The organism is Dyadobacter psychrotolerans (assembly GCF_004349265.1).
GTDB classification, from domain to species: Bacteria; Bacteroidota; Bacteroidia; order Cytophagales; family Spirosomataceae; genus Dyadobacter; species Dyadobacter psychrotolerans.
In genome coordinates, this window is record NZ_SMFL01000004.1 from 289,851 (window position 1) to 313,613 (window position 23,763).

Below are 23,763 nucleotides of genomic sequence, written 5' to 3' on the forward strand. Positions count from 1 at the left end.
TTAACTTGTTATTTAAACTTTATAAGTGATCAACAGATCTAATTTTAAGTAGAAACATCCCCCTTTCCGCATTTTATCAGAAATAACATTCTTCCTAAATGATGAAACGTTTTCTGGTAATTTTTCTTCTGATTTTTAATACTTCTGCTTTTGCCCAGCTAAGGCTGGCGCGGCTCTTTTCTGATCATGTTGTTTTACAGCGGCAAAAACCAATTCCTGTCTGGGGGTGGGCGAAAGCCGGCGAAAAGGTAACGGTATCACTTGCCGGACAAACACAAAGCGTTAAGACAGCCAATGATGGAAAATGGACAGTGAAGTTTACTCCTCTGGAAGCGGGAGGACCCCATGTAATGACAGTTACGGCCAAATCCGGCAAAGCATCGGTCAATGACATTCTAATAGGAGAAGTATGGCTTTGCTCAGGGCAATCGAATATGGAATGGCCTGTTTCAGCTGCCAATAATTTTGCAAAAGAAAAACAGAACGCGGAGTTTCCGCAGATCCGTCACTTTCGGGTAGATCATGTTGTATCACTCACCCCCGAAAAGGATCTTGCCAGCGGGGAATGGAAAGTGGCTTCTGCTGAAACCGTGGGCGGATTTACGGCTATCGGCTTTTTCTTCGCCAGGGAAGTATTTCAAAAATTAAATGTACCCATAGGCATTCTACATTCGTCCTGGGGTGGCTCACAAATCGAAGGGTGGATTAGCAAAGAGGCAATGCTGGGAAGCGAAGAGCTGAAAGGCTATGCTGAAACGATGCCCAAAACATGGGAGGAAGCCGACGTGGTCATGGATCGAAAACTGAAAAATCAGCTTTTTAAAAATTCTGACTTTAACCCTTCTGAGGATGATGAGAAAAAATATACCTCGGGAGATGCGGATTTTAGTGCCTGGCAACATGCAGCAGATCCGCTTGGCCAGTGGGACTGGAAAGGATTGATGGGTTTTCGGGGTGAGGGGTACATGGCTAAACTGATAGATGTCCCAGCTGAAATGGCTGGAAAAGCAACGACACTTTCGCTCGCAGAAAATGACGGTAAAACGGATGTTTATATCAATGGAAAACTGATTAAATCTGAAACTATCAGGGGAGTTCGTAAAATATCGGTTCCCGCCAACACATGGAAAAGCGGAAGCAACCAGCTCGTTGTGAAAGCTGGTAAAATGATAAGTGCTTCCTGGTTTGGAACAGGTATGTCAGGAAAAGCGGCAGATCTTTACCTGGAAGACGATTCGCAGAAGATAAGCATCGCAACAGACTGGAAAATAATGCCTTCTTTCGCTGGCAAACATGAGTATGCACACCTGATGAACAACGTTGGGACGACAATTTACAATGCGATGATCGTTCCGTTAATCCCCTTTGCGATTCGCGGGGGCCTGTGGTATCAGGGAGAAAGTAACGCGGGCCGCGCCTATCAGTACCGTCAGGCATTTCCTTTAATGATCAACGACTGGCGTAAATTATGGGATGATAATTTTTCCTTTTACTGGGTTCAGCTGTCAAGTTTTGGCAGCGACAATAATAGTAACCAGGGAAGTAACTGGGCCGAGTTGCGTGAAGCGCAGAATATGACTTTGAGTTTACCTAAAACCGGCATGGCCGTAACGACGGACATTGGAAATCCAAAAGATATTCACCCTACAAATAAACAGGATGTTGGGCACAGGCTGGCTGTCAATGCTCTAAAATTTGATTATGGCCAGGATGTCGTGTTTAGTTCTCCGCTTTATGAGAATATAAAAGTTGAAGGAAACAAAGCAACTATCTCATTCAAATACGCCGACAGCGGTCTTATCACAAAGGATAGATATGGCTATGTTAAAGGCTTCGAGATTGCAGGAGAAGATAAGGTTTTTCATTATGCCAAGGCAGAAATTATGGGAAATCAGGTAGTTGTCTCCAATTCTTTGGTTACTAAACCGGTATCTGTCAGATATAACTGGGCCGACGCTCCCGAAGATGGTAATTTGTTTAATAAGGAAGGTTTTCCGGCAAGTTCGTTTCGCACAGATACCTGGCCGGGAATCACTGTAAACAACAAATTCAGATAAAATAGTTTTCGTAAACCTGATGATCAGAACGTTAATATTTATTGCGGTCGCTTCTTTGTTTTTTTTAGTTGCGGCAAAAAAAATATCTCCCAACGACCAGGAGCCGGCATATACAGAATGGGATGAGTACCTTGGCGGGCCGGACCGGAATCATTATTCCTCCTTAACACAGATTAACCCCGAGAATGTTAAAAATCTGAAAGTGGCCTGGTCTTATTCTACCCCGGATTCGGGACAGATGCAGGTTAATCCTATCATTGTCAACGGTGTTCTTTATGGTGTAACTTCCACTGTACAGGCTTTTGCGCTGGATGCTGCTACGGGGAAAGAAATATGGATGTTTGGTGACAAATCAAAAGTGGGTTCCAATACAAGCAGGGGACTGACTTACTGGTCCGACGGAAAGGAAAAGCGAATAATGCATGCAATGGGTGCTTACCTGTATGCGCTCGATGCCGCTACCGGCAAGCCCATTGAGACCTTTGGTGATAAGGGTAGAATAGATCTGCATACCGGACTACCGGAAATTGCCAAAGATAAATATATGGTTTCCAATACTCCGGGGACCATTTTTCAGGATCTGATTATCATGCCACTCCGGCTTTCCGAAGATGCGCAGGCGGCTCCGGGTGATCTGCGCGCTTTCAATGTCCGTACGGGAAAGCTCGAATGGACTTTTCATACGATACCTTACCCGGGTGAATTTGGTTATGAAACTTTTCCGCCTGATGCTTATAAGAATACCTATACAGGGGGTGCAAACAATTGGGCAGGAATGGCCATAGACCGTAAGAGGGGAATCATTTACATTCCGACGGGCTCGGCAGGTTATGACTTTTACGGCGGAAAACGAAAAGGTAAAAATCTGTTCGCCAATTGTTTGCTGGCTTTGGATGCCAAAACGGGCAAAAGGCTTTGGCACTTTCAAACGACACATCATGACATTTGGGACCGCGATCTACCGGCTCCGCCAAACCTGATCACTGTCACACAGAAAGGCCCCGACGGTCGGCCACGAAAGATCGATGCGGTCGCGCAGGTGAGCAAGCAGGGATATGTCTTTGTTTTTGACCGGGTAACTGGTAAACCGCTTTTCCCGATCAAAGAAGTAGCTGCACCGCAAAATGCACTCCCGGGAGAGTTTCCCTGGCCAACACAGCCCGTGCCAAGCAAACCGGCTTCATTCGCGCGTCAGGCACATACTTTAACTGATAAAGATATCAGTCCGTATGCACCGGACCATGATTCTCTTGTCGCGAAATTCAGAGGTTATAACAGGGCATTGTTTGCTGCGCCAAGTAAAAAAGGAACTGTGATTTTGCCCGGGTTTGACGGCGGCGCAGAGTGGGGTGGGGCCGCAGCAGATCCGCAGGAAGGCATTCTGTATGTAAACAGCAATGAAATGGCCTGGATACTTTCAATGAAAGATACACCGAAAGAGAGCGAAATGTCGGCACTAAGCCCGGGTGAAAAAGTTTACACGACCTATTGTCCTACCTGTCACGGCCCGCAGCGGAAAGGTAATGCCAAAAGCGGCTATCCATCTCTTGTTGATATTGGTCAGAGGCGGGATAAGGCCTTTGTTAGCAACCTAATAACCAGTGGTAAAGGTATGATGCCCGGTTTTACCATGCTGACCGCAGCTGAGAAGCAGTCTTTGATTTCCTTTTTATTCGGAGATGAAAAAACAGAAGCCGCTTCGATTATACCATCATCTAAAAAAACAGTGCTGCCATATCAAAGTACGGGCTATAATAAGTTTCTTGACAGCAACGGCTTGCCTGCCATTTCGCCTCCATGGGGAACGTTAAATGCGATCGATTTGAATACGGGAGAATATTTATGGAAAATCCCGTTTGGTGAAGTGGCATCACTGAAAGCAAAGGGACTGCCCGACACGGGTATTGAAAACTATGGAGGCCCTGTTGTAACGGCGAGCGGATTGCTTTTTATTGCGGCGACAAAAGATGGTAAGTTTAGGGTTTTTGACAAAAAGAACGGAAAACTGCTTTGGGAGACGATGCTTCCTGCCGCCGGATTCGCAACACCCTCCACCTACCAGGTAAATGGAAAACAGTATGTGGTTATTGCCTGCGGGGGAACAAAACTGGGAACGAAAAAAGGTAATCAGTTTGTGGCGTTTGCACTTCCCTAACTGTTAACATGCATTTATTGGTGTAACATGAATTGTTATTTGGGTATGAACGACGTATAGTTTAATTTTATAATCGTGCGGTTTATTAGCTGGCACGATTATAATTTATACCTTCTTTCAGTTTTTATCTACAATTTGCAGCAGCTTTCCTAATGATTCGAGTTACACCATTTTACACCAGACTGGCGCACATCCTGATCTGCCTGATCTGTCTTTGTTATATTGCTATAGTTGGACGAACGCTTTTGGCTCCCCTTATATTTGCCTTTTTGTTTTCTCTGCTGCTGCTGCCTTTTGCAAACCTGCTTGAATACAGGTTTAAATTACCACGCTCCTTATCATCAATGCTCGCGCTTCTGACGCTGATCATGGGGATTGCTGCTATTGCCACTATCCTGGGATCACAGCTTACAGAGCTTGCTCAGGACTGGCCTGCCTTTAAACAACAGGTAATTACGGCAGCAATAGGTGTTCAAAAATGGATTTCTGCAACATTTCACGTCAATTCAGCAGATCAGATCGATTACATCACTGAATCTGCTACCAAAGCTGTTGATACCGGAACTACTTTAATTGGGCATACTTTACTATCGCTCTCATCTATACTTCTGTTTTTACTTTTTATTTTTCTTTATACTTTTTTTATTCTGCTGCATCGCCGGCTATTGTTACGTTTCATTGTCTCTCTTTTCAGCGAAGAGCATTCGGTTGTTGTTTATGACGTTGTTGCCCAGGTTCAGTATATTGTTAAAAAGTATATCGTCGGTTTATTTCTGCAGATGCTGATTGTTACAATCCTGTCATGCGCGGCGTTCTGGATTATCGGTGTTAAATATGCTTTTTTGCTTGGTTTAATAATGGGTATTTTTAACCTGATACCCTATATCGGGATTGTCACTGCACTATTGCTTGCCGTACTGATCACATTTGCGACGGCGACCACCACTGATATCGCCTTTGTTCTGATAGCGGTTGTCTCGATTCATTTGGTTGACAGCAACTACATCATGCCTAAAATTGTCGGCTCAAAAGTGAAGATCAATACCCTGATCGCACTGCTCGGTTTGGTTTTGGGCGAGATGATCTGGGGTATTACAGGTATGTTTTTATCGATTCCCGTAATTGCAATTATCAAGGTTGTTTTCGACCGCGTTGATGGTTTGAAACCCTGGGGAATGGTTCTCGGGGATGACGACAGCAAACCTGAAACCAAGCCTGCCATCTCAGAAGTTATCGAAGATGAACGAAGGTTGTAACATGCTCTAAACCAATAGCGCAGTCTAATTTTCCATTCACTTTTTTATCAGAAACGATCTGTGCGTATTGCTCTGTCGTAAGTTAATCTGTAAATCTATTGGAGAACCAAAAGAATTCAGATGACAGGACAAGAACATTATGCCTTGTTTTCAAAGGCAATGAATGAAAATAGAATTGTTCGTTATGAAAACGAAACAAGCCGCGACGACTATCACACTTATGCGATCAGGGAAACAGCCATGGGCTATATGTTTTTTTGTTTGCTTGAAACATTTTTTAGAACAGGAAAAAACCTTGATAGCTGGATAGCCGGGTCACTTAGATCCTTTCATGAATTTCGCATTGTAAAGGGAGCGAGTATTGATACGCTTTATTTGACGGAAGAAAATTATCAAATTAACCCAAACTATAAAAAGAATCTGCCGGTTATTCTGCCGGGAGAATCGAACTGGATTACAATTGATTAAGTAAATCCAAACAGGTAATCAGGGTCATAAACGAGAGCTTGTCCTCTTTTTTATGACCCGTTTTCCTTATCGGCCCAATGCAATGCTTTCCTGACTAAACAGACGTTCTGCCATTTTTTTATCATGACCGTAAACATCCTGTCTAAAATTGAGGTTTCCCTGCTGATCCACCCAGGAAGTAAAATAGCCTATAAAAACAGGAATCTCATTTTTACCGCGCAATCTTACGTATTTTTCTTTACCTGAATTCATAGCCGATGTGATCTTTTGCTCCGTCCAGCTGCTGTCACGGCGAAGTAAAAATTCTGCAAGTTTTTTTGGTTCGGCAAGTCGGATACATCCATGGCTGAATGCACGCTGCGATTCCCCAAACAAACTTTTGGATGGCGTGTCATGAAGGTAAATGTTGTAGCTATTTGGAAATAGAAACTTAACCAAACCCAATGAATTTGATTTGCCTGGCTTTTGTCTTACCGATCCGCCGTTCCATTCCATATTGTGTTTGGCAAGATAGTTCGCTCTCTTTTTAATGCCTGGCAGAATTTCCTTTTTCAAAATACTTGGCGGAATGTTCCAGTACGGACTAAATACGATCTGGTTTAAAGTACCCGAAAAGATGACCGTGCTGTTCGCTTCCGAGCCGACCACAACATTCATATTAAAAGCCAGTTTGCCATCTTCGTAAGCGTGCAGGGTAAATTCGGGTATATTTACAAGCAGATAATCCGTCGAAGGAGACGCAGGCATCCAACGGATACGCTCCATGTTAATCAGGATTTGTTGTATGCGCTCCTGTATTGGTACGTTGAGTTGTTTGTAAAAAGCAGGGCTTGTCTCACCGCTTTGTTTCATTCCCATTCTACCCTGAAATCTTCTGACAGCCGCAGTCAAAGTAGAATCAAAAATTGCAGAACTATCGGCCTGCGGCAAATCTCCAAGTAGAAACAAACGTTTTTTTATTTCTTTTATAACTACATCAGATTTTCCTTCCCTGAATCTTTTCGAGGTTTCCAATGGTTTCCATTCCATGCTTTTCTTAACGTTATCGTATTGAAGCAATTTCTCTTTTAGTAAGTTATACTGGCGGTTAACCGGCTCATAAGCTGAGAGGTTTTTTCCTTTGTTTTTAAGTAATGAATCAAGAAAAATCTCAGGATTGATCTTCTTTCTGGGTATATACCAATTAAGCTCCTGAATTTTCAGTTTATTGTTTCCTGCATAAGCAAGACTGGTGTATTTAAAAAACTGCTGGGTGAGCTGCAATTCTGTTCGCAGAACCAACGAATCGTTCGGGTTAATCTTTTTTACCCTCGCTAGTGAATCAACCGCAGTGATTAATCCTGGATTGTAAAGAGAGCTGTCGCCGGAATATGCGATGTAGTCATTTTGCATACCTAAAAAAGTAGGAACGAATTCAGCTAATCCGTCGGGGAAGAACCAGGCATACTGATAGTTACGATGGTTATAAAAACTGTGCATTTTGTTGGACAAGCTGTCCTGCATCGGGTGAGATGCAGCGAACGTTTCAAATGCGGCAGTATCGATAAACAGCTCAGTGTAAGAGTTTTTAACCGTTATGGTTGCATCTCTTGCCGCTATTTCGGGCATTTGCGTTTTCTTTTGGTTACAGGCTACTGCGATAATACAGAGCATGATAAACAGACTGGTTTTTCTCATGAGGGATATACGGTGTGTTTGTAGCCGACAATATCGCATTATTTCCTTTCAATCAGAAGAAGTCGACGGACACCTCTCTTACTTTGGTATGATAATTTTTACTAGACAGCTAAATCATCTGACTAACGCCATGAAAAAGCACATTATATGCAACTATAAAAACGGGGCTCTGCTGTTTTGTACCGCAGAAGTTTTTGAAACAAAAAAAGCTTTTGAAATTCTTGAAGTTTTTAACACACAGAATCTGCGTTCTATTTGTGAGCCGGATGGTGCAAACCGTTTTCGTATTGTTGGTAAGATGAATTTGTATTATGATCCATTTGTCCACAGTGCTATGACCTGGGCAGAAGTACTGGCCAAAATGACTGTCACTATGGATGCGTTGGAAAAGGATCTGGCACCCTACTTTGGGGCCGATCTGAAAAGAAATATCAGTCCGTACATTAACCTAAAAAAGTAGTGGATTTATTCCTGGTTGATAGCTCTTTTTAAAAACGCACCTAAAAAACTTCCCGCAAAAACAAGCACGGACGAGCCATACAAGCTAAAATTTTCCAGTTCTCTTTTTCCGCCGCTTTCGGGAACGTGTGTTAAAACAAAATAGCCGCCAATCATCAGTACACATTGCATAATGGCCAGGATCCATCCTTTAACGGGTTCAACAAAACCAATAGCAACAGCTGAAAAAGCCGCCATCAAATAGGGAAGATGTATGCTCTCTGCATCTTTAACCACCACAATCAAAATGGCGCTTGTGCAAACAACCATTAAGGAATTGGCAACAAGTCTGCGGTCAAGGAAAGGCTCGTCTATCCTTGCATCTACAGCACCGTTTTTTCTGTTCTCCAAAATCTGAGCCTCTTTTTCAAAATCAGACTTTGCTTCCTTGTCCTGATTTAGATGCTGCCTGGTCAACGCCCGCCAGTAATAGGATTCGGGGTCGAGTTCTCCTGCGTTAAACACGGCCTTATTTAGGGAAGCTAAGGCAAGCTCGTATTGTTCCTTTCCAAAATGCAGCTTTCCCTTTTCCAAATGCAGCCCAAAAACACTTTCATCATAACTTAGGCCTGTATTGAGGTCATTCATTGCAGCTTTCAGATCTTCGAAAGTCTTATAACATCTGGCCCGGTACAAATAAGCAACCGCAGAGCGTGGGTTTGACCTAATGCGCTGATCAAAAAAATTGAAGGCGTCCTGAATCTGATTATCCTGATACAGTTTTATGCCTTCCATTAGATTTTGTTCTTCCTTCTCTGATCTTGTTCTGAGGTCTGCATAATTACGCAGATAATAGATATAGCCAAAAACTGCAAGAACCATTAATAACTCCATGCGGATTTCATTCGGATAAAAAATCTAAAAATGGCAGTTCTATTTCATGACCTGCCATTTTTCAAAATTACAACTATCCAAACAACAGATTTTCAAATACAAATCGTTGCAGAAAATCATAGAATTTCGGCCGATATTTAGCTATAAACCTGATAAATGCTCAGGAAGTGGAATTGTCTGGCTGGATGGATCAGCAACAGGTTTAGCTCTATTCGTTTCAAGTGGAATTAGTCCCGACCAGATCGGAAGTTGCTTATCCTCTTCCTCATCATTGGGCATTCCGGTACGAATTTTCGCAGATGCTTCATCCAGCGAAAAAGCCAGTGCAGTGGTTTTTCGAACTTCTTTTTGCGTCATCGGGCGCAGATAATCCCAGCTTCCGGGTACGATTTTCTCAGTCAGCCATTTAAAGGCGTCTGATTTTAAACTGATATCTTCAATTTTTTCTGCCTGTGCAAACAGGATCACGGAGCGGTAATTTACCGAATGACTAAAAGCTGACTTTGCAACGACCAGCGCATCTGTGAGCATTACCGTGATACATACCGGAATTCCTTTTTCTATTTCCCTGATAAAATGGCTTCCCACTGATCCGTGAATGTAAATCTTGTCTTCGTAGCGCACAAATGAGGTAGGGATAGAAAATGGACGGTTTTCTACCGAGTAGCTAATCGTACAAAACAAAGCTTCGTCTAGAATCGAATAAATGCTTTCCTGATCGTAATGTGTACGCTTTGCTGCACGGCTGGGAATAAGGTATGATGGTGTGGACATGATTTTGTTTTTTTACAAATTTCTAGCGTAATTGGATTCCTGTAATCATCCATTTTTTAAAAATACAGTAGTCCACTTTGTGAATATTTTAAACTCACTGCTTACAATTGATAAATCCCAAAGGCCTGCTGTTTATCTCCAGATTGCCAATCAGCTCATGGAACATATCAAAAATGGTAAGCTCAAACCGGGATACAAATTATTGAGCAGCAGAGATCTGTCGGCAGTACTCGGTGTTCATAGAAGAACTGTGGTGCAGGCTTATGACGAGTTGCTTGCACAGGGCTGGCTTGAAAGTGTTTCCGGCAGCGGCACCTTTATTGCCAGCCATTTGCCCCAGATGCTGCTGCAAAGACTAACGGATCCTGAATCGGTTTCAGAGGACCCTATAAAGCGGGCCGGATTTGACTTTTCTCCTGTTCCCATGCTGGACCGTCCTGCACTGAAAGTAACCAGCAGTTTGCATTTGGATGACGGTTTTCCCGACGCCAGGCTCGCGCCTCTGGAAGAACTCTCACGTGCTTACCGAAGTCAGCTACTGACTGGCAACGCTTATGCCAGGTTGGGATACGGTGATACAAAAGGAGCGCTCTGGCTTCGTAAGGAACTATCTTCATACCTAAACGATACCCGCGGGCTAAATACTTCCTGTGATAATATTCTCATTGTTCGGGGTACAATTATGGGTTTGTTTCTGGTAAGCAGCGGGCTGCTGGCAAATGGGGATAATGTCGTGGTTGGAGAAATGGGCTGGTATGGAGCAAAAATGAATTTTCAGAAAGCCGGAGCAAATATTTTAAGTATCCGTTCAGATCAACATGGACTCGACATCGACGAGCTGGAAGCGCTATGTAAAAAAAGGAAGATTCGTTTGATTTATGTAACTTCTCATCACCAGTATCCAACTACCGTCGCACTTCGTGCCGACCGCCGCATCAGGCTGCTTCAATTGGCCGAGCAGTATGGATTCATCATTTTTGAAGATGATTATGATTACGACTTTCATTATCTGAGCAAACCGCTATTGCCGCTTGCAAGCGCAGATCCGGCCGGAATGACCTTGTACTGCGGCTCATTTACCAAAGCAATATCTCCCGCGTTTCGGGTGGGTTATCTGGTCGGGCCGGAAAACGTGATAACGCACCTTTCTCAGCTACGCAGAATCATAGATCGCCAGGGAGACACGATTCTGGAAAATACAATAGCAGACCTGCTTCAAAGCGGAGTTATACAGAGGCATCTGAGAAAGTCTGTTCGCGAATACAAACAACGAAGGGATGTTTTCTGCAATCTTTTAAAAGATGAACTCGGCGATCAAGTAGATTTTCAAATTCCAGACGGAGGAATGGCAGTATGGACGCGTTTTGATCCAGCAATTGATTTAAAACTGCTCGCAGAAAAAGCACTTCAAAAGGGTCTTTACTTTGCAGATGGCAAAATGCACAATGACAATAGGGATCGCCACGCAACACGTTTGGGATTTGCTTCTTCTACACCAAAAGAACTTGAAATAAGCATTGAAATACTGAAAAAACAGCTGAAGCAGTGATTAATTCTGAGGTTGAAGACTTAAAACATTTGCACCGATTTCATCTTCAAAATTTCTTTCAAGTTTTTTATCATGAATGGTAAGCATGATCTCAACGGAACCTGTGCCCACCGATCCGGAAAGAATATGGCCGCCAAAGGCATTGAAGTTTTTATCGGTTACCACGCCATGCGCATGAATAGAAACTTTTCCCTTTTGCCAGGCTATCGTTCCCTGCATACTGGCAAGCTCCACACCTTCAAATTCTTTGGGATCGTATTCTTTTGTCTCAAAATTGAAAAAGCCAAATCTCATGTTTACAAAGCCCATTCCTGTAAAGTTGGCGGCCGGAATTTTCTCCATTTCAGCGAATGTTTCCAGCTCTTTTAGAATATTGTCACCCTGCCGTAAAACCATTAGATACCCAGCCGGGACTTTGGTGTACCTTTTCTTATCTGCTTTATTTGGGGTCTGTGAAAAAATATCTGAGCCAAAAATCACGGTGAAGACAACTGCAGCAACTGTTTTAATGATGCTCATAATTCCTTGTTAAGTTTGTTCAGCTTGTCTATCAGGTCAATAAGTTCCTTTTCCGACTTGCTCAGTTCTACGAGTTCACCGTTTTCAATTACATTGGAGGCAGGATCATTAAAATTTTTAAATTCTTCGCTAACGTCCGGATTCTGCGTATTATCCGCTGAAAATTTTTTAGACATATCAATATCTGTTTTTTCAAATTCTACCTGCTGTCTTTTGGCCAGGATTTTTTCCTGCAAATCTCTTTTTTGCTTTTCAATCAAGTCTTCCATGTCAATTAAATTGGTTGCTGTTTTTTTAGCTCAAAAACCAGGCCAGTTTTGTGGACGATTTATCTCAGAGAAAATCCAGGAAGTTGGTTTTTTTTGATTCCAAGTGCAAATCCATACGTTTTTGGATAAAGCTTTCCCAGATCGGCAGCAACGGAACAATTTAACATAGTTTTTTCCCAAAATATTAAGCGGCAGCTGAAAAGCCAGCAATCCGGAGAATTGTTTCGCAGAAGATTCAAAGTTTACATTGTAGGTTCCGGCATTGTCAGAGTAGGAGAATTTAGTAGTCCAGTTTATGTTTTTGAGACATTCGCCAGACACGCCTAAGTGCCAGACAGACACTCGGTTATTGCTTGTAAGAAAATCAGCGTTGACCGGCCAGTTCCATTTTGTAGCTGATGTTGGAGGTATAAACGGTGTACCGATCGTACGGTCATAATATGACCATCCGTCACGAATCTGTGCGTTGTTGAAGTAATCATCTTTGCCGCGTACATAACTACCCACATTTGCAATGGATCCTCCCTGACTTTTTGTATTTAAAAATTCAACAACCACTTCTTGAATGCTGAAAACGTCGCTGTAAAGATTTTTCCGCCGAAACCGGATTCCGTTTAATCCATCCGAAATATTATTTAAATGATAAAGTGAGCCGTCTTCATATACGTTTTGTCGGTAAAGGAAAATACTGCTGCTAAAAGTCTCGACTTCCACAGCAAGGTCAATCGTTCCCAAATGGTTTCCAATCCGGTTTGTGCTGTCGAAGTTGGTAATTTTGCCGCTTTTTACATGTGCTTTGCCGGTTACTACGTTAAAATAATTTCTCAGGCCATCCGGAAGCTTATCATCAATGCTGTGATAGGGGCTTCTGCCTCCCCACTGTGCCTGATGGTTAAAACCTCCGTAAAGTTTCAGGCGCGAGTCGAGCCGGCCAAGTCTAAGGTAAAGCGCTTTCTGATGTAGTTTCAAGCCTGACGTAATTGAACGTTTATTTTCAAAAAAGCCGTCTGAGTAAAAGCCACTGAAAGCAATCCAGTTGCGGGTTAGTGGTATCGTAATAAAACCGGAGGTGCCTGCCTGAAGTTTTGGAATTGGCATAGCGTTTCCGGACCAAACATAAGAGCCCATTCCAATTGTCGAATCGGCCAGACCAACCGATTGTTTTTTTCTGCCAATAAAAAATTCCCAGTTTTTTAATCGGATGGAGCCAAATAGCTGTGGCAATCTGATTTTAGCGTTCGGAAAACTTATGGCAGCTTCGATCCCGCCACCGATTCTAAGGTTTTTGACTTTACGAAATTTGTTGAAAATGTCCGTGAAGTGTTCAACTCCCAGATGCAGTAAGGCTGCCGGATTTTTTTGTGGTACAATCCCAAACTGATTAGCCTGCATCCAGAATGGCGTTTGTCTGGTGCTTGCAAAATACTGCAATTGAGTAAAATGAAAACTTGAATCCCGGGGTTGGTTTGGCAGATAGGCTGGCTGTGAAAAACAGCTAAACGGAAACAGGAAAATCAGACAAATAAAGATTGTCAATGGAGAGGGGCGCATATTTAGAACTGATAGATAGGGTGTGTTATGAAACTGAATTTGATGGATTCAATATTTTACAAAATAACAAAAATTAAAATTTATATAATGTTGATTATCAGTCAAATAAACTCTATAATGGTGTCGTGTAAAAGTTCTATTACAGTGAATTTTGTCAAATATTTTTTGGGCTCGGACAAGGCGGTAGTGGTTGTAGATCCTCTAAAAAACTGACATTTATCAGTTTTTTAGCCCGGCAGACATCATTTCCCGCAGAGACTAATCAGTGGAATTTTGCAAAGGAAATTTTATGTTAGCGGGAGGTTTCCGGCTTACTTTCAGCTTATTAAAAATATATTTGATATGAATACGCCAGTGTATGTTTCAGCCGATGAAGCAGTAAAATATATTCGATCAGGAAACAGAGTATTTATTCACGGAAGTGCTGCTACGCCAGTGCATTTAGTGGAAGCTTTGCAGCGCCGACACTGGGAACTTAAAAATGTAGAATTTGTAAGCATAACCACTTTGGGAGATGTGAATTTTAACAATCCTGTACATCACAACAGCTTTTTCTTCAATTCACTTTTTGTTTCGGCTAATACGCGATCGGTCGTCAACAGCGATTATGGGGATTATGTCCCTATTTTTCTTAGCCAGATTCCGCAGCTGATCAAAAATGGAAGACTGCCGATTGATGTAGCACTAATCCAGGTTTCGCCACCTGATGCACATGGCTATTGCTCTCTGGGCACCTCTGTTGATATTGCGCGGGCTGTTGTAGATAATTCGGCTTATGTGATTGCGCAGGTAAATCCTGCCATGCCAAGAACACACGGAGATGGTTTTTTGCATATCAGTAAAATAAACGCATTGGTTTGGCATGAATCCGCTTTACCAGAGGTAGACTATTCACTAAACTGCAAAAGTGCCGTTGTACAGATCGGTCAAAACATTGCTTCACTTATTGAAGACGGGGCCACTCTGCAAGTAGGTATTGGTGGTATTCCCGACCAGGTGCTGAAAAATCTGGGCAACCATAAAAATCTTGGCCTGCACACAGAAATGCTCTCGGATGGCGTGATACCATTGATTCAAAGCGGTGTGATTAACAACAGTTTAAAAAAACTTAACCGGGGTAAGTCTGTTACCTCTTTTATGGTTGGAACACGCAAATTATATGATTTTGTAAATGACAATCCTGCCATCCGTGTAATGGACATAGGATATGTGAACGATACAAGCATCATTCGTCAAAATCAAAAAGTAACAGCTATAAATTCCGCCATCGAATTGGATATCACCGGTCAGGTTTGTGCTGATTCGCTAGGAACTTACCAATACTCAGGCATAGGCGGGCAGATGGATTTTATACATGGTGCTTCACTTTCACAGGGTGGTAAACCGATTATTGCACTTCCGTCGGTCACTTCCACCGGCATTTCCAGGATTGTTCCTTTTTTGAAGGAAGGGGCCGGTGTAGTAACCACCAGAGGCCATATTCACTGGGTTGTCACAGAATATGGAATAGTCGATTTATTTGGCAAAAGCCTGAAACAGCGCGCCCGGGCACTGATCAGTATTGCGCATCCTAATCATAGAGAATCGTTGGAAAAGGCCTTCTGCGAACGATTTGGAAGTTACGATCGTCCCGCAGTGACAAGTTTATCCGAAAGGATTTATTATCCGTGAACCTTCGTTAAATAAAAAACCGCCAGGTGTAATAAAGTACAAGCTGGCGGTTTTTATATTTTTAGTATACAACTCTAAACCATTATTACAAGGTCAGGCTCCATATCTGTGTCTTTGGGCGGCGTTGAATATCCAAGGCCAATTCGTTTTCCCGAGCTTCGGGCTTCTTCAAGCATTTTAAAAATCTTTTCTTCTCCTTCAATCCTGAGTGCTTCAAACAGCAGGTTTCCGTAGCGGAATTCAGCAGAACCAAAACCGTTTCTCAGGGCAGCGGATTGGTAATAGTCGAATATTTCTTTCCCGTTCATGGTCAAACAGCGTTTTGATTTTTCATGGCTTTCCTCACAAAGATGTTGTTTTATCGCTTCGGGTTGCATGAGAATCTGAAATAACTCAATTTACTTATCAACCACAGGGTCTGACTGATTTGCGAGATTATATCTTCTATGTAGTTATCTGCTGCATTTAGAAATTCTTGTATTGTGGGAAGGACGGGAAATAATTTTTTCTAACTTTGCAATATGAACAACCTGTCAACATATAGCGCACTTGTCATCTGGAACCGTAAGGTCGGCCAGGCGGGGTAGCTATATTTTTGATTTTAAATATTCGCAATCCGCTTGGTTTCACAACTAAGCGGATTTTTTTATTGCATGCAGACCGTTTTACTGTTTACTTAAAACTTTTTTTTGGTATGATCAGAAGTATTCTACGAATCTATCGGATTTCATTTACGGGATTGAGCAGAGAAACATGGCTCCTGAGTGTGGTGATACTGATCAATCGATGCGGATACATGGCCATTCCGTTTATGAGTATGTATATTACCCAAAGCCTTCACAGAAGCATCGCCGACGCGGGACTGATCATCACACTTTTTGGTGTCGGTTCTGTTCTGGGAGCGATGGCAGGCGGGTATCTGACTGATAAAATCGGGTTTCATCCTGTTCAGGTTGTCAGCTTAATTATCAGCGGTTTATTGTTTGTTTTATTTGGCCATGTAGATAACTTCAACGGACTCTGCTTTTTGACGGTTGTGCTCAGTTTTTTTGTCGAAGCATTCAAGCCCGCAAATAATTCTGCGATTGCGACTTATTCCTCCCGGGAGAATATGACCCGGTCGTATGCATTAAACCGGCTTGCAACCAACATTGGTTTTGGATTCGGAACTTCTGTGGGGGGCATATTGGCTGCAATCAACTATCACCTTTTGTTTTGGGTCGACGGGGTAGTTTATGTTGTGGCAGGAATTATGATCATTTTGCTGCTTCCTTCCGGTAAAAATCTTAAAAACAACGTTATCGAAAATGCTGAATTTGCTTCCGGGAAATCGCCGTGGAAGGATCCGTTTTTTGTGCGCTTTATTATCCTGGTAACCTTGTATATGTTTTCTTTTATTCTCATTTTCAGGATCGTACCAGTATATTGGAAGCAGGAACTTGGAATTGGGGAGGCAACTATCGGACTTTTACTTGGCATGAACGGGGTGATTATCGCTCTTTTTGAGATGGTTATGATCCAGAAACTGGGCAGTCGTAAACCTGATCATTACTATATTATTGCAGGTGTGCTGTTCACTGCCGCTTCTTTTCTCTGTCTGGTAATTCCGGCTATCGCACCGGTTGTCATTGGTGCATTTACTGTTTTTCTCTTTACCATTGGCGAGATGCTGACACTGCCCTATATGAACACGCTCGTGGTCAGTCGCTCTACTGAATCGAACCGGGGTAAATACTCGGCCGCTTACTCTTTATCGTGGGCTGTGGCCCAGGTTATCGGGCCGGCCAGTGGTGGTTATGTAGCTGAAAACTTTGGCTATAACGCGCTGTGGATAGTTTTGGTGGTTTTAAGTGTGTTTTGCGCCTTCGGTTTTAAATTTTTGTTTCAAAATAAAATGGCCTCTGGCTGAATGAATCGGCGCAGAAGCCATTTTGTGCTATAATTGTCTTTTAAAAAAAGTCCAGGCTTCAGAGAAAAAGTCAATGTCTGTCTGAAACTCATGTTTTCCGTTATTTACTTTAAATAGTGTAACCTCCGGAGATTTTTTCTTTTGAAAAGTGAAGCTTTCCACGGTGATACTGTTGGTTGTATCCGGGTCTGGTAAAACTTTTCTGACCGGTACACCGGAATAGCCACTCAATGCGGCCCAATAGCGAAATGACTCATCCGTCGACCGAACATTACCCAGCGTAAGTCCCGCTGATTTCATTTCACCGCCCGCATAAGGATTTACAGGATCGGCAGTACCATTGATGATCAGCGTTGAGATTGCCACTTTGGATTCAGGGCAGTCCATATTTTCGGCAGTGGGCATATTGGCAACCATGGCACATATTGCTCTGAATTTACTCGGCATGGTAATCCCCATACGATAGGCCATTTGCCCGCCACCGGAAAAACCGGAGGCAAAAACCTGTTTTTCGTTGATCTGGTATTTGGTTTTAAAGTAGCCGATCATGCCGGAAAAGAAAGCATCCTCATCGATATTTTCGAGATTGGCAGCAACGGTTGACGCCTTTCTGCACTCATTCCAATACGATTTATAACCTTTTGGATAAACCAGAATGAAGTTTTCCAATGCAGCTTTTTGTTCAAGTTTAACCGCATTTTTCATAAAGTTAAGCGGATCTCCTCCTGAACCGTGTATTGCAAAGACAAGACTTGCATTTTTAGTTTGGGTAGAAGGCGTATTAAAATAAAATACCCGGTAATGACCGTCAATTAACAGCGAGTCACTAACCAGCTGTGCCTTTGCTGAAAAGCTAAAAAGGATAAAGAGGATGAGAATTTTGTACATGGCTGAGAAGTTTGAAGCAGTATGCATTTAAAATGGTATGCAAAATAAGTTATTCTGCGCTGATTTATACCTGTGTAAAATTTGATGAAAATGAGCTATAAACATCAACAGATTATGTGTTTTGAACCTGAATCTGAATTCGTAATTGATAAACAAGACGTTAGAAATATTAGCGATTAAATAATTTGATCTGACAGCGTTAAAAGAATGCATCACTGATAAAATAATTCCTTTAAACGGTGTATTTTTACATATTGACAACCTTATGACTTCATGCTCCTCAGATACTTATACTCAATTTTGCTCTTTGTTGTCGCTATCTTTTTTTTAAGCTCGTGTGAAAAACAAAAGCAGCTGGCCGAATCCGGGGACAAAGCTGTGGAAGAAGAACTCGCATCACTATATAAAAAAGCGGAAGATTACGGAAATTCAAGTCCTGATTCATTGATTGCAATCGGCAATAGGGTACTTGCGACAGGAAACAGACTTAACAATCACACTGCGATTGTGCGGGGGGAGAAATTCATAGCGCGCGCCTACTGGAACATGGCCAATCATACAGAGGGTATGAAGCATGCGGTTACCGCTTTGCGCGATGCGGAAAAATGGGGGATCTTATCAGAAATTCCCAATATTTATGGTATTATCGGAAACATGCATAAGGAAAAGCAAAACTATGACATGGCTCTCGATGCAGCCGATAAGGGAATGAACATAGCAAAAACCCTAAAAGATACCTCATCGATCATTTTTATGATTCGGCTTAAAGCGATGTTTACGCAAGGGCTGGGTGCAAATACCAAAGACACGGCAATGATACACCGGTCATTGAATATGCACCTGGATGGATTAAAAATCGCCGAAATGGTACCGTCTCTTGAAAGAGCACGTATTCCTTATTACAACAATATTGCTCAGGTTTACGTAAAAAGAAACCAATTGGACAGCGCTGAATATTATGTAACAAAGGCGATAACATTGGCTAAAAAGTACGATCAGCAAAGCTCGCTGACTTACAGCTACACCTGGCTTTCACAGATTTTGAACCGAAGAGGTGAGCAGGCCCTGAGCCTTGACTATCTTCAAAAAGCCCTTTTGATTTCTCAGCAAATCCAACAGCCCCATCGTCAGATGGAGCTTTATGATTATCTGATGGAAGGTTACAGAAGCGCAGGTAAGTACAAGGAAGCTTTGGGGGCGTATACCAGATATAGTGATATACGCGATTCCTTACAAATACTTCAAAACGTAAGACAAGTGGGTGAGCTGCAGGTTCAATACGAGGCAGGTAAAAAAGACCGGCAGATCAGCGCCCTGGGAGAGGTTAATGAGCTGCGTTCCAAGCAGACGGCAGGAGCTCTGGCAGTGCTTGTTCTGGTTCTTGGTTTATCGGCAGTCATGTTCAGCCAGTATCGGGTGATCAGGCGTAACAATGTTGAATTGGCCGAGAACAACCGAAAAATCAGTGAACAATCTGCAAAAATGCAGCTATTGATGAAAGAGCTGCATCACCGGGTAAAGAACAATCTTCAGATTGTTTCGAATTTATTAAGTCTGCAAGGAAACAGGCTTACCGATGACGATGCAAAAAGAATTATTAAGGCCGGTCAACAGCGTATTGAAACGATGTCAATTATTCACAGAAGTCTTTACAGCCAGGAAACTGTGAATATGGTAAACATGCGCGATTATATTAATGATCTTCTTGACAGCATCATGCAAAGTTTTGGAATCGACGAGCATGATACAGATCTGTTTATCATGGTTGGGGTAGAAGAGCTCGAAGTGGACATCGCCATGCCGTTGGGACTTATTATCAATGAATGGATTACAAATTCATTCAAACACGCATTTCATGATGTAAAGAGGCCCTCCATTACATTAAATCTTGTTGAAATCAGAAATCAAATGCAGCTGGAAATTAAGGACAATGGTCCCGGCTTTGATGTGAGAACCTGGGAGCAGGCAAACCGTTCATTTGGTGTTCGTCTGATCAAAGTGTTATCCAAGCAGCTGGAAGGCCAATGCCGGGTTATTCAGGGCTCAGGTGCATTTTTTCAATTGGAAATTCCATTAAACTCGCCGCGCAGAGCGGCGTAATGAGTAATTTGTGGATCATAGTTACCGTAAGCGATTGTTAAATATCAACGTTTGTTAAATTGAGAATACTAATTGTAGAAGACGAGGGAATCCAGGCGATGGCTTTGGAGGATACACTTGAAAGAAACGGATACACGGTTGCCGGCGTTTCTGATCATGGAATGGAAGCTGTGGAAATGATCCGTAACGATCGGATCGATCTGGTTATACTCGATGTAAATATCAAGGGAAAATGGGATGGCATTGAAACAGCCCGTCAAATACAGGCAGTCAAGAAAATTCCTTTTATATATCTGACAGCCTATATGGATGACGTAACACACCAGCGCGCAGACGATACCAATCCTGAGGCGTATTTAAACAAACCTTATCAGGAGGCAAAATTGCTGGCGGCGGTCGAAAAGGCACTAACTTCTCCTGCTTATTGCACAGATGACAATGGGGTGAAAATCCTGGCGCTTTACCGGTGATCTGGATTCGGTATCCAAAACAAAAGCCGGGTTGGCGAGATGTCAAACCGGCTTTTGTTTTATTTTTTTGTCATGTATTTCAGATCCCAGTCCTTTTCCACAAACTTCTTATTGGTAGGACGGGAGGCAGGGTAACCACCCACCTGGGTTTCTGAGTCGATCACTTTGCCGGAATTAGAAAGCATCTCTGAAATGAATCTCTTGTCGTGCTCGTCTCTGTCCCAGGGTCTGGCACCGGCGTTTTTAACAATGGATTTTTTAACTTCCGATGCCTTTATCGGTTTAATCCCGGCAAACCAAACCGGCTTTTCGTTCCGGATTTTTAAAGTGTCTCCAAAGAAAAGCCGGGCCTGCAATCCTAACTTATTTTTGGCAATATTATCTTCCATGTAAATCTCGCAGGGGCCATTCCCGGCGTACATCATTGGCATATCAGAGGAGCTCGGCCCATGCTGCATGACATTTCCGACAATAGTGACCTGACCGGTCTGGTGGGGATAGCCTTGCCATTCTTCATCCACCAAGCCATACCGGATTGCATTTCTGCCCGGGTTTTGGATGTAATTGTTGACATAAATTCCTCTTGCGCCGCCTTTGAAAAGCGCATTGCGGTCACGGTTGCTTGCATATAAATTCCCAACGATGGCAATGTCCGTTGCATTATCATGAATCAGGGTTCCTTTGGAGTGTTCTCCCTTTGGATGGGTAGAATTGCTTAAACCTTCGGCTATGATGTTGTTGCTCATCGTGATGCTATGAGACGTATTCTTCCTCCATTCATCAACGTTTTCACCTTTAAAACGAGGGCCTGAGGCAGAGCAGTTTTCGTCTACACCCCAGCTGAAAGAGCAATGATCAATAACTACATTATAAGCACTGATCGCTGCCATCGCATCAGGTTCCCAACCTTTAACATGCCTGGAGGCGCCTTGTCTGAGCCGGATGTGCTGAACGATTACATCATGGGTCTGAATGTTTATTCCACCATCAATAAATGTGATTCCAGGTGAGGGGGCAGTTTGACCGGCAATGGTCAGAAACGGGCTGCGGATAGTAATAATCTGCCCTTTCAGGTCAACTATCCCGCCAACTTCAAAAACCACAATTCTCGGTTCTGTGCTGGTTACTGCCTCCAGAAAAGAACCTGGTCCTTGTCCGTTAAGACTTGTCACTCTAATGATTTTTCCCCCTCTGCCGCCTGGCGTAGCAGATGCCCAGCCCAGCGCACCCGGAAAAGCTATATCCTGCGCAAGGGCACCAAAGGCCCATAAGAAAAATAGCAGAAAAATATAGGTCTGATTTGATTTTTTCATGCAGATATATTAGAGTTTAGTAACCAAAATTCTGTTTTAGCTTTGGGTTTGAATTAATGGCGGCCTGAGGGAAGGGCATGAGCTCTTTTTGATTTGGCTCAAACAGTTCTGCCACATTGGTAATGTAAGCAGGCGTAATGTTAATGACCCAGTTCGCACGCGCATAACCGGTGGGTGTGGAGCCTGGCGCAGGTTTATAAAACGAGCTATAATATATAAGCGTAGTGGATGAAGATTTATAGTAAACATACTGCGGTAGTTTATCGTAAGGTGCCACCTTATCCTTCATCCTGGTCAGATTTGCTCTCGCTTCTTTTATTTTTGTTTCCAAAAGATTCCATCGCAGCAAATCATATTTGCGTATGCCTTCTCCGCCAAATTCGAAGGAACGTTCATTTACAATGGCGTTAAAAAAGCCTTCTTTGCCAGCCGGGGTTGTTCCGATCGCTTTCAGGTTTCCGGCAAACGCCCTTTTTCTGACCGTTTCAAAAGCAGTTATGGCCGCCGCACTCGGCCCGTTGTTTATTTCATTGTCAGCCTCTGCAAACATCAGCAGTACGTCAGAGTATCTGATCAGCGGCCAGTTAACACCGTGATATAATGTATTTGCCTCGAGGGGAACCGAGGGGTTTGAGATCCAGTCCCGTCGAAATTTTCCCGAATTAATACCGCTTATCGCTGCACCAATCTTGAAATTGCTGATATTGGTCGTGTAAGGGGCAGCGGTAACATCTCTTCTGGTATCCAGAGAGTCAAATGCATAAAAGTAGGTGGGGGTAAGCAGACAGTTTCCTCCTCCTGTGGATGCGCCTGTACGCGGGCCATCAATGTTTCCTGCCCGGCCATCTGCGATTCCTGTGCCTCCGGCAAGAGCAACTTCAAAAACAACTTCTCCATTTGGTTCCAGAACGTGTGCATCAAAGTTATCTTTGAATAAAGCCAGAAAACTTGGATTAAGCGCATGTTTGCTTGATTCAATGATTTCTTTACATTCGTCACGGGCGATCTGATAATAGGTCAGATAGTCGACCCGGCGTTCCATCAGGTTGGATTCTGTTCGTAAAGAATAACCTCCGCGGAAAAGAGCGATTTTGGCCCTCAAAGCTTTGACTGCACCTTTTGTAATGCGTTCGTCGTTGGCAATGCCACCCTCATTTCGCCATGGAACCAGCGTTGCAGCCAGTTTGAGATCTTCGAGAACATGATCATAAATTACATCTCTGTCTGTCTTTTCCAGAAATAAATCGGTTAGCACGTAGGAGGGTTCAAACTGCGCCGGAACGTCCCCCCAGTTCCTGATCAGTTCAAGATAAAACTGGGCGCGAAGTGTCAAAACTTCACCATATAGTCTTTGCAGCTGCCTCTTTTCGTTTTCAGTTCCGTTTTCGTATAAAGCCATTTCCGGAATATTTTTAATGCAGATATTTGCACGCTCCACGCCGGAATACAGCTGACTGAATGGAGCTTCAAGCTGCGTATTTCCCGGAGAAGTATTGTATCTCGCCATCGATCTGCTTCCATTGTCGCCTCCTCCCGGAGCCGAGTTGTTACCTCCCAGCATTTCATCTGTATCGAGTGGATAAAAGAAATTCAGCCGGCCGCCATAACCCTGATCGCCGGTAAGCGCATTGTAAACGCCTAGCACCGCGCTGGTTGTGTTTGCGACATTGTCAAAAACATATTTTTCGTCGTATGATGACTTTGGTTCTACTTTAAGATAATCGCTGCATGCACTCAACAGATAACCTGTCGCTGTAGTAAGCATTAAAAAACAGGCATGATAAAAATATTTGATTTTCATTTTA

20 protein-coding genes are annotated in these 23,763 nt (G+C 43.0%); 10 read left to right on the top strand and 10 right to left on the bottom strand.

Going from position 1 to position 23,763, the window contains the following annotated elements; all coding sequences use genetic code 11:
- The first annotated feature begins 98 nt into the window (after positions 1-98).
- The 4 genes from E0F88_RS12880 to E0F88_RS12895 all read left to right on the top strand — a co-directional run bounded on the left by E0F88_RS12880 (position 99) and on the right by E0F88_RS12895 (position 5,936).
- Positions 99-2,057, top strand: a complete 1,959-nt coding sequence (locus E0F88_RS12880) for a sialate O-acetylesterase (RefSeq protein WP_229213759.1) — start codon at positions 99-101, stop codon at positions 2,055-2,057.
- A 19-nt stretch (positions 2,058-2,076) separates the two neighbouring features.
- On the top strand, positions 2,077-4,212 hold the full coding sequence (locus E0F88_RS12885) for a pyrroloquinoline quinone-dependent dehydrogenase (RefSeq protein WP_131958665.1): 2,136 nt from the start codon (positions 2,077-2,079) through the stop codon (positions 4,210-4,212).
- A gap of 152 nt (positions 4,213-4,364) precedes the next feature.
- A complete protein-coding gene (locus E0F88_RS12890; protein ID WP_131958666.1) occupies positions 4,365-5,468 on the top strand; it encodes an AI-2E family transporter in 1,104 nt (367 codons plus the stop codon).
- Between the two features lie 120 nt (positions 5,469-5,588).
- The gene (locus E0F88_RS12895) at positions 5,589-5,936 is read left to right on the top strand and encodes a hypothetical protein (protein ID WP_131958667.1); all 348 of its coding nucleotides are present in this window, start codon (positions 5,589-5,591) and stop codon (positions 5,934-5,936) included.
- A gap of 66 nt (positions 5,937-6,002) precedes the next feature.
- Here E0F88_RS12895 and E0F88_RS12900 read toward each other — a convergent pair whose 3' ends face one another.
- Positions 6,003-7,613, bottom strand: coding sequence for a L,D-transpeptidase family protein (locus E0F88_RS12900; protein ID WP_131958668.1), 1,611 nt, complete (start codon positions 7,611-7,613; stop codon positions 6,003-6,005).
- A 130-nt stretch (positions 7,614-7,743) separates the two neighbouring features.
- Here E0F88_RS12900 and E0F88_RS12905 point away from each other — a divergent pair, with 130 nt between their 5' ends.
- Positions 7,744-8,073, top strand: coding sequence for a hypothetical protein (locus E0F88_RS12905; RefSeq protein WP_131958669.1), 330 nt, complete (start codon positions 7,744-7,746; stop codon positions 8,071-8,073).
- 5 nt (positions 8,074-8,078) lie between these two features.
- Here E0F88_RS12905 and E0F88_RS12910 read toward each other — a convergent pair whose 3' ends face one another.
- The gene (locus E0F88_RS12910; RefSeq protein WP_131958670.1) at positions 8,079-8,945 is read right to left on the bottom strand and encodes a tetratricopeptide repeat protein; all 867 of its coding nucleotides are present in this window, start codon (positions 8,943-8,945) and stop codon (positions 8,079-8,081) included.
- A 141-nt stretch (positions 8,946-9,086) separates the two neighbouring features.
- A complete protein-coding gene (locus tag E0F88_RS12915; RefSeq protein ID WP_131958671.1) occupies positions 9,087-9,719 on the bottom strand; it encodes a pyridoxamine 5'-phosphate oxidase family protein in 633 nt (210 codons plus the stop codon).
- A 79-nt stretch (positions 9,720-9,798) separates the two neighbouring features.
- Here E0F88_RS12915 and E0F88_RS12920 point away from each other — a divergent pair, with 79 nt between their 5' ends.
- A complete protein-coding gene (locus E0F88_RS12920; protein ID WP_131958672.1) occupies positions 9,799-11,268 on the top strand; it encodes an aminotransferase-like domain-containing protein in 1,470 nt (489 codons plus the stop codon).
- On the opposite strand, the gene E0F88_RS12925 is transcribed toward E0F88_RS12920, so the two are convergent.
- Genes E0F88_RS12925 through E0F88_RS12935 form a run of 3 tightly spaced genes read right to left on the bottom strand, consistent with a single transcriptional unit; the run spans position 11,269 to position 13,607 of the window.
- Positions 11,269-11,787 carry a PPC domain-containing DNA-binding protein gene (locus E0F88_RS12925; RefSeq protein ID WP_131958673.1) on the bottom strand — a complete coding sequence of 173 codons (519 nt, stop codon included), beginning with the start codon at positions 11,785-11,787 and terminating at the stop codon, positions 11,269-11,271. It abuts the gene before it with no gap.
- Complete coding sequence (locus E0F88_RS12930) at positions 11,784-12,056, bottom strand: hypothetical protein (RefSeq protein ID WP_131958674.1); 273 nt, start codon at positions 12,054-12,056, stop codon at positions 11,784-11,786. The genes E0F88_RS12925 and E0F88_RS12930 overlap by 4 nt, the downstream gene beginning before the upstream one ends.
- Before the next feature lie 30 nt (positions 12,057-12,086).
- On the bottom strand, positions 12,087-13,607 hold the full coding sequence (locus tag E0F88_RS12935; RefSeq protein ID WP_131958675.1) for a capsule assembly Wzi family protein: 1,521 nt from the start codon (positions 13,605-13,607) through the stop codon (positions 12,087-12,089).
- Positions 13,608-13,949: 342 nt separating this feature from the next.
- Here E0F88_RS12935 and E0F88_RS12940 point away from each other — a divergent pair, with 342 nt between their 5' ends.
- Positions 13,950-15,278, top strand: coding sequence for an acetyl-CoA hydrolase/transferase family protein (locus tag E0F88_RS12940; RefSeq protein WP_131958676.1), 1,329 nt, complete (start codon positions 13,950-13,952; stop codon positions 15,276-15,278).
- Positions 15,279-15,352: 74 nt separating this feature from the next.
- Here E0F88_RS12940 and E0F88_RS12945 read toward each other — a convergent pair whose 3' ends face one another.
- The gene (locus tag E0F88_RS12945) at positions 15,353-15,586 is read right to left on the bottom strand and encodes a hypothetical protein (protein WP_131958677.1); all 234 of its coding nucleotides are present in this window, start codon (positions 15,584-15,586) and stop codon (positions 15,353-15,355) included.
- A 386-nt stretch (positions 15,587-15,972) separates the two neighbouring features.
- Between E0F88_RS12945 and E0F88_RS12950 the strand changes: the two genes are divergently transcribed.
- Positions 15,973-17,187 (top strand): MFS transporter, encoded by a 1,215-nt coding sequence (locus tag E0F88_RS12950; RefSeq protein ID WP_131958678.1) that lies wholly within the window; start codon positions 15,973-15,975, stop codon positions 17,185-17,187.
- 27 nt (positions 17,188-17,214) lie between these two features.
- Here E0F88_RS12950 and E0F88_RS12955 read toward each other — a convergent pair whose 3' ends face one another.
- Positions 17,215-18,075 carry a CE1 family esterase gene (locus E0F88_RS12955; RefSeq protein ID WP_131958679.1) on the bottom strand — a complete coding sequence of 287 codons (861 nt, stop codon included), beginning with the start codon at positions 18,073-18,075 and terminating at the stop codon, positions 17,215-17,217.
- A gap of 273 nt (positions 18,076-18,348) precedes the next feature.
- Between E0F88_RS12955 and E0F88_RS12960 the strand changes: the two genes are divergently transcribed.
- Both E0F88_RS12960 and E0F88_RS12965 read left to right on the top strand, forming a co-directional pair.
- On the top strand, positions 18,349-20,175 hold the full coding sequence (locus tag E0F88_RS12960; protein WP_131958680.1) for a sensor histidine kinase: 1,827 nt from the start codon (positions 18,349-18,351) through the stop codon (positions 20,173-20,175).
- A 59-nt stretch (positions 20,176-20,234) separates the two neighbouring features.
- Entirely contained in the window at positions 20,235-20,645 is a 411-nt protein-coding gene (locus tag E0F88_RS12965) for a response regulator (protein WP_131958681.1), read from the top strand.
- A gap of 59 nt (positions 20,646-20,704) precedes the next feature.
- Here the strand turns inward: E0F88_RS12965 and E0F88_RS12970 are convergent, their stop codons facing one another.
- Together E0F88_RS12970 and E0F88_RS12975 are read right to left on the bottom strand one after the other, a co-directional pair.
- Positions 20,705-21,958 (bottom strand): pectate lyase family protein, encoded by a 1,254-nt coding sequence (locus E0F88_RS12970; RefSeq protein WP_131958682.1) that lies wholly within the window; start codon positions 21,956-21,958, stop codon positions 20,705-20,707.
- A gap of 16 nt (positions 21,959-21,974) precedes the next feature.
- Positions 21,975-23,759, bottom strand: coding sequence for a RagB/SusD family nutrient uptake outer membrane protein (locus E0F88_RS12975; RefSeq protein WP_131958683.1), 1,785 nt, complete (start codon positions 23,757-23,759; stop codon positions 21,975-21,977).
- Positions 23,760-23,763 lie beyond the last annotated feature (4 nt).

What these genes read in the sequence shown, in the direction of transcription:
- E0F88_RS12880 (WP_229213759.1), top strand. Translation starts at nt 99, where the DNA reads ATGATGAAACGTTTTCTGGTAATTTTTCTTCTGATTTTTAATACTTCT.
- E0F88_RS12885 (WP_131958665.1), top strand. Translation starts at nt 2,077, where the DNA reads ATGATCAGAACGTTAATATTTATTGCGGTCGCTTCTTTGTTTTTTTTA.
- E0F88_RS12890 (WP_131958666.1), top strand. Translation starts at nt 4,365, where the DNA reads ATGATTCGAGTTACACCATTTTACACCAGACTGGCGCACATCCTGATC.
- E0F88_RS12895 (WP_131958667.1), top strand. Translation starts at nt 5,589, where the DNA reads ATGACAGGACAAGAACATTATGCCTTGTTTTCAAAGGCAATGAATGAA.
- E0F88_RS12900 (WP_131958668.1), bottom strand. Translation starts at nt 7,613, where the DNA reads ATGAGAAAAACCAGTCTGTTTATCATGCTCTGTATTATCGCAGTAGCC.
- E0F88_RS12905 (WP_131958669.1), top strand. Translation starts at nt 7,744, where the DNA reads ATGAAAAAGCACATTATATGCAACTATAAAAACGGGGCTCTGCTGTTT.
- E0F88_RS12910 (WP_131958670.1), bottom strand. Translation starts at nt 8,945, where the DNA reads ATGGAGTTATTAATGGTTCTTGCAGTTTTTGGCTATATCTATTATCTG.
- E0F88_RS12915 (WP_131958671.1), bottom strand. Translation starts at nt 9,719, where the DNA reads ATGTCCACACCATCATACCTTATTCCCAGCCGTGCAGCAAAGCGTACA.
- E0F88_RS12925 (WP_131958673.1), bottom strand. Translation starts at nt 11,787, where the DNA reads ATGAGCATCATTAAAACAGTTGCTGCAGTTGTCTTCACCGTGATTTTT.
- E0F88_RS12930 (WP_131958674.1), bottom strand. Translation starts at nt 12,056, where the DNA reads ATGGAAGACTTGATTGAAAAGCAAAAAAGAGATTTGCAGGAAAAAATC.
- E0F88_RS12935 (WP_131958675.1), bottom strand. Translation starts at nt 13,607, where the DNA reads ATGCGCCCCTCTCCATTGACAATCTTTATTTGTCTGATTTTCCTGTTT.
- E0F88_RS12940 (WP_131958676.1), top strand. Translation starts at nt 13,950, where the DNA reads ATGAATACGCCAGTGTATGTTTCAGCCGATGAAGCAGTAAAATATATT.
- E0F88_RS12945 (WP_131958677.1), bottom strand. Translation starts at nt 15,586, where the DNA reads ATGAACGGGAAAGAAATATTCGACTATTACCAATCCGCTGCCCTGAGA.
- E0F88_RS12950 (WP_131958678.1), top strand. Translation starts at nt 15,973, where the DNA reads ATGATCAGAAGTATTCTACGAATCTATCGGATTTCATTTACGGGATTG.
- E0F88_RS12955 (WP_131958679.1), bottom strand. Translation starts at nt 18,075, where the DNA reads ATGTACAAAATTCTCATCCTCTTTATCCTTTTTAGCTTTTCAGCAAAG.
- E0F88_RS12960 (WP_131958680.1), top strand. Translation starts at nt 18,349, where the DNA reads ATGCTCCTCAGATACTTATACTCAATTTTGCTCTTTGTTGTCGCTATC.
- E0F88_RS12970 (WP_131958682.1), bottom strand. Translation starts at nt 21,958, where the DNA reads ATGAAAAAATCAAATCAGACCTATATTTTTCTGCTATTTTTCTTATGG.
- E0F88_RS12975 (WP_131958683.1), bottom strand. Translation starts at nt 23,759, where the DNA reads ATGAAAATCAAATATTTTTATCATGCCTGTTTTTTAATGCTTACTACA.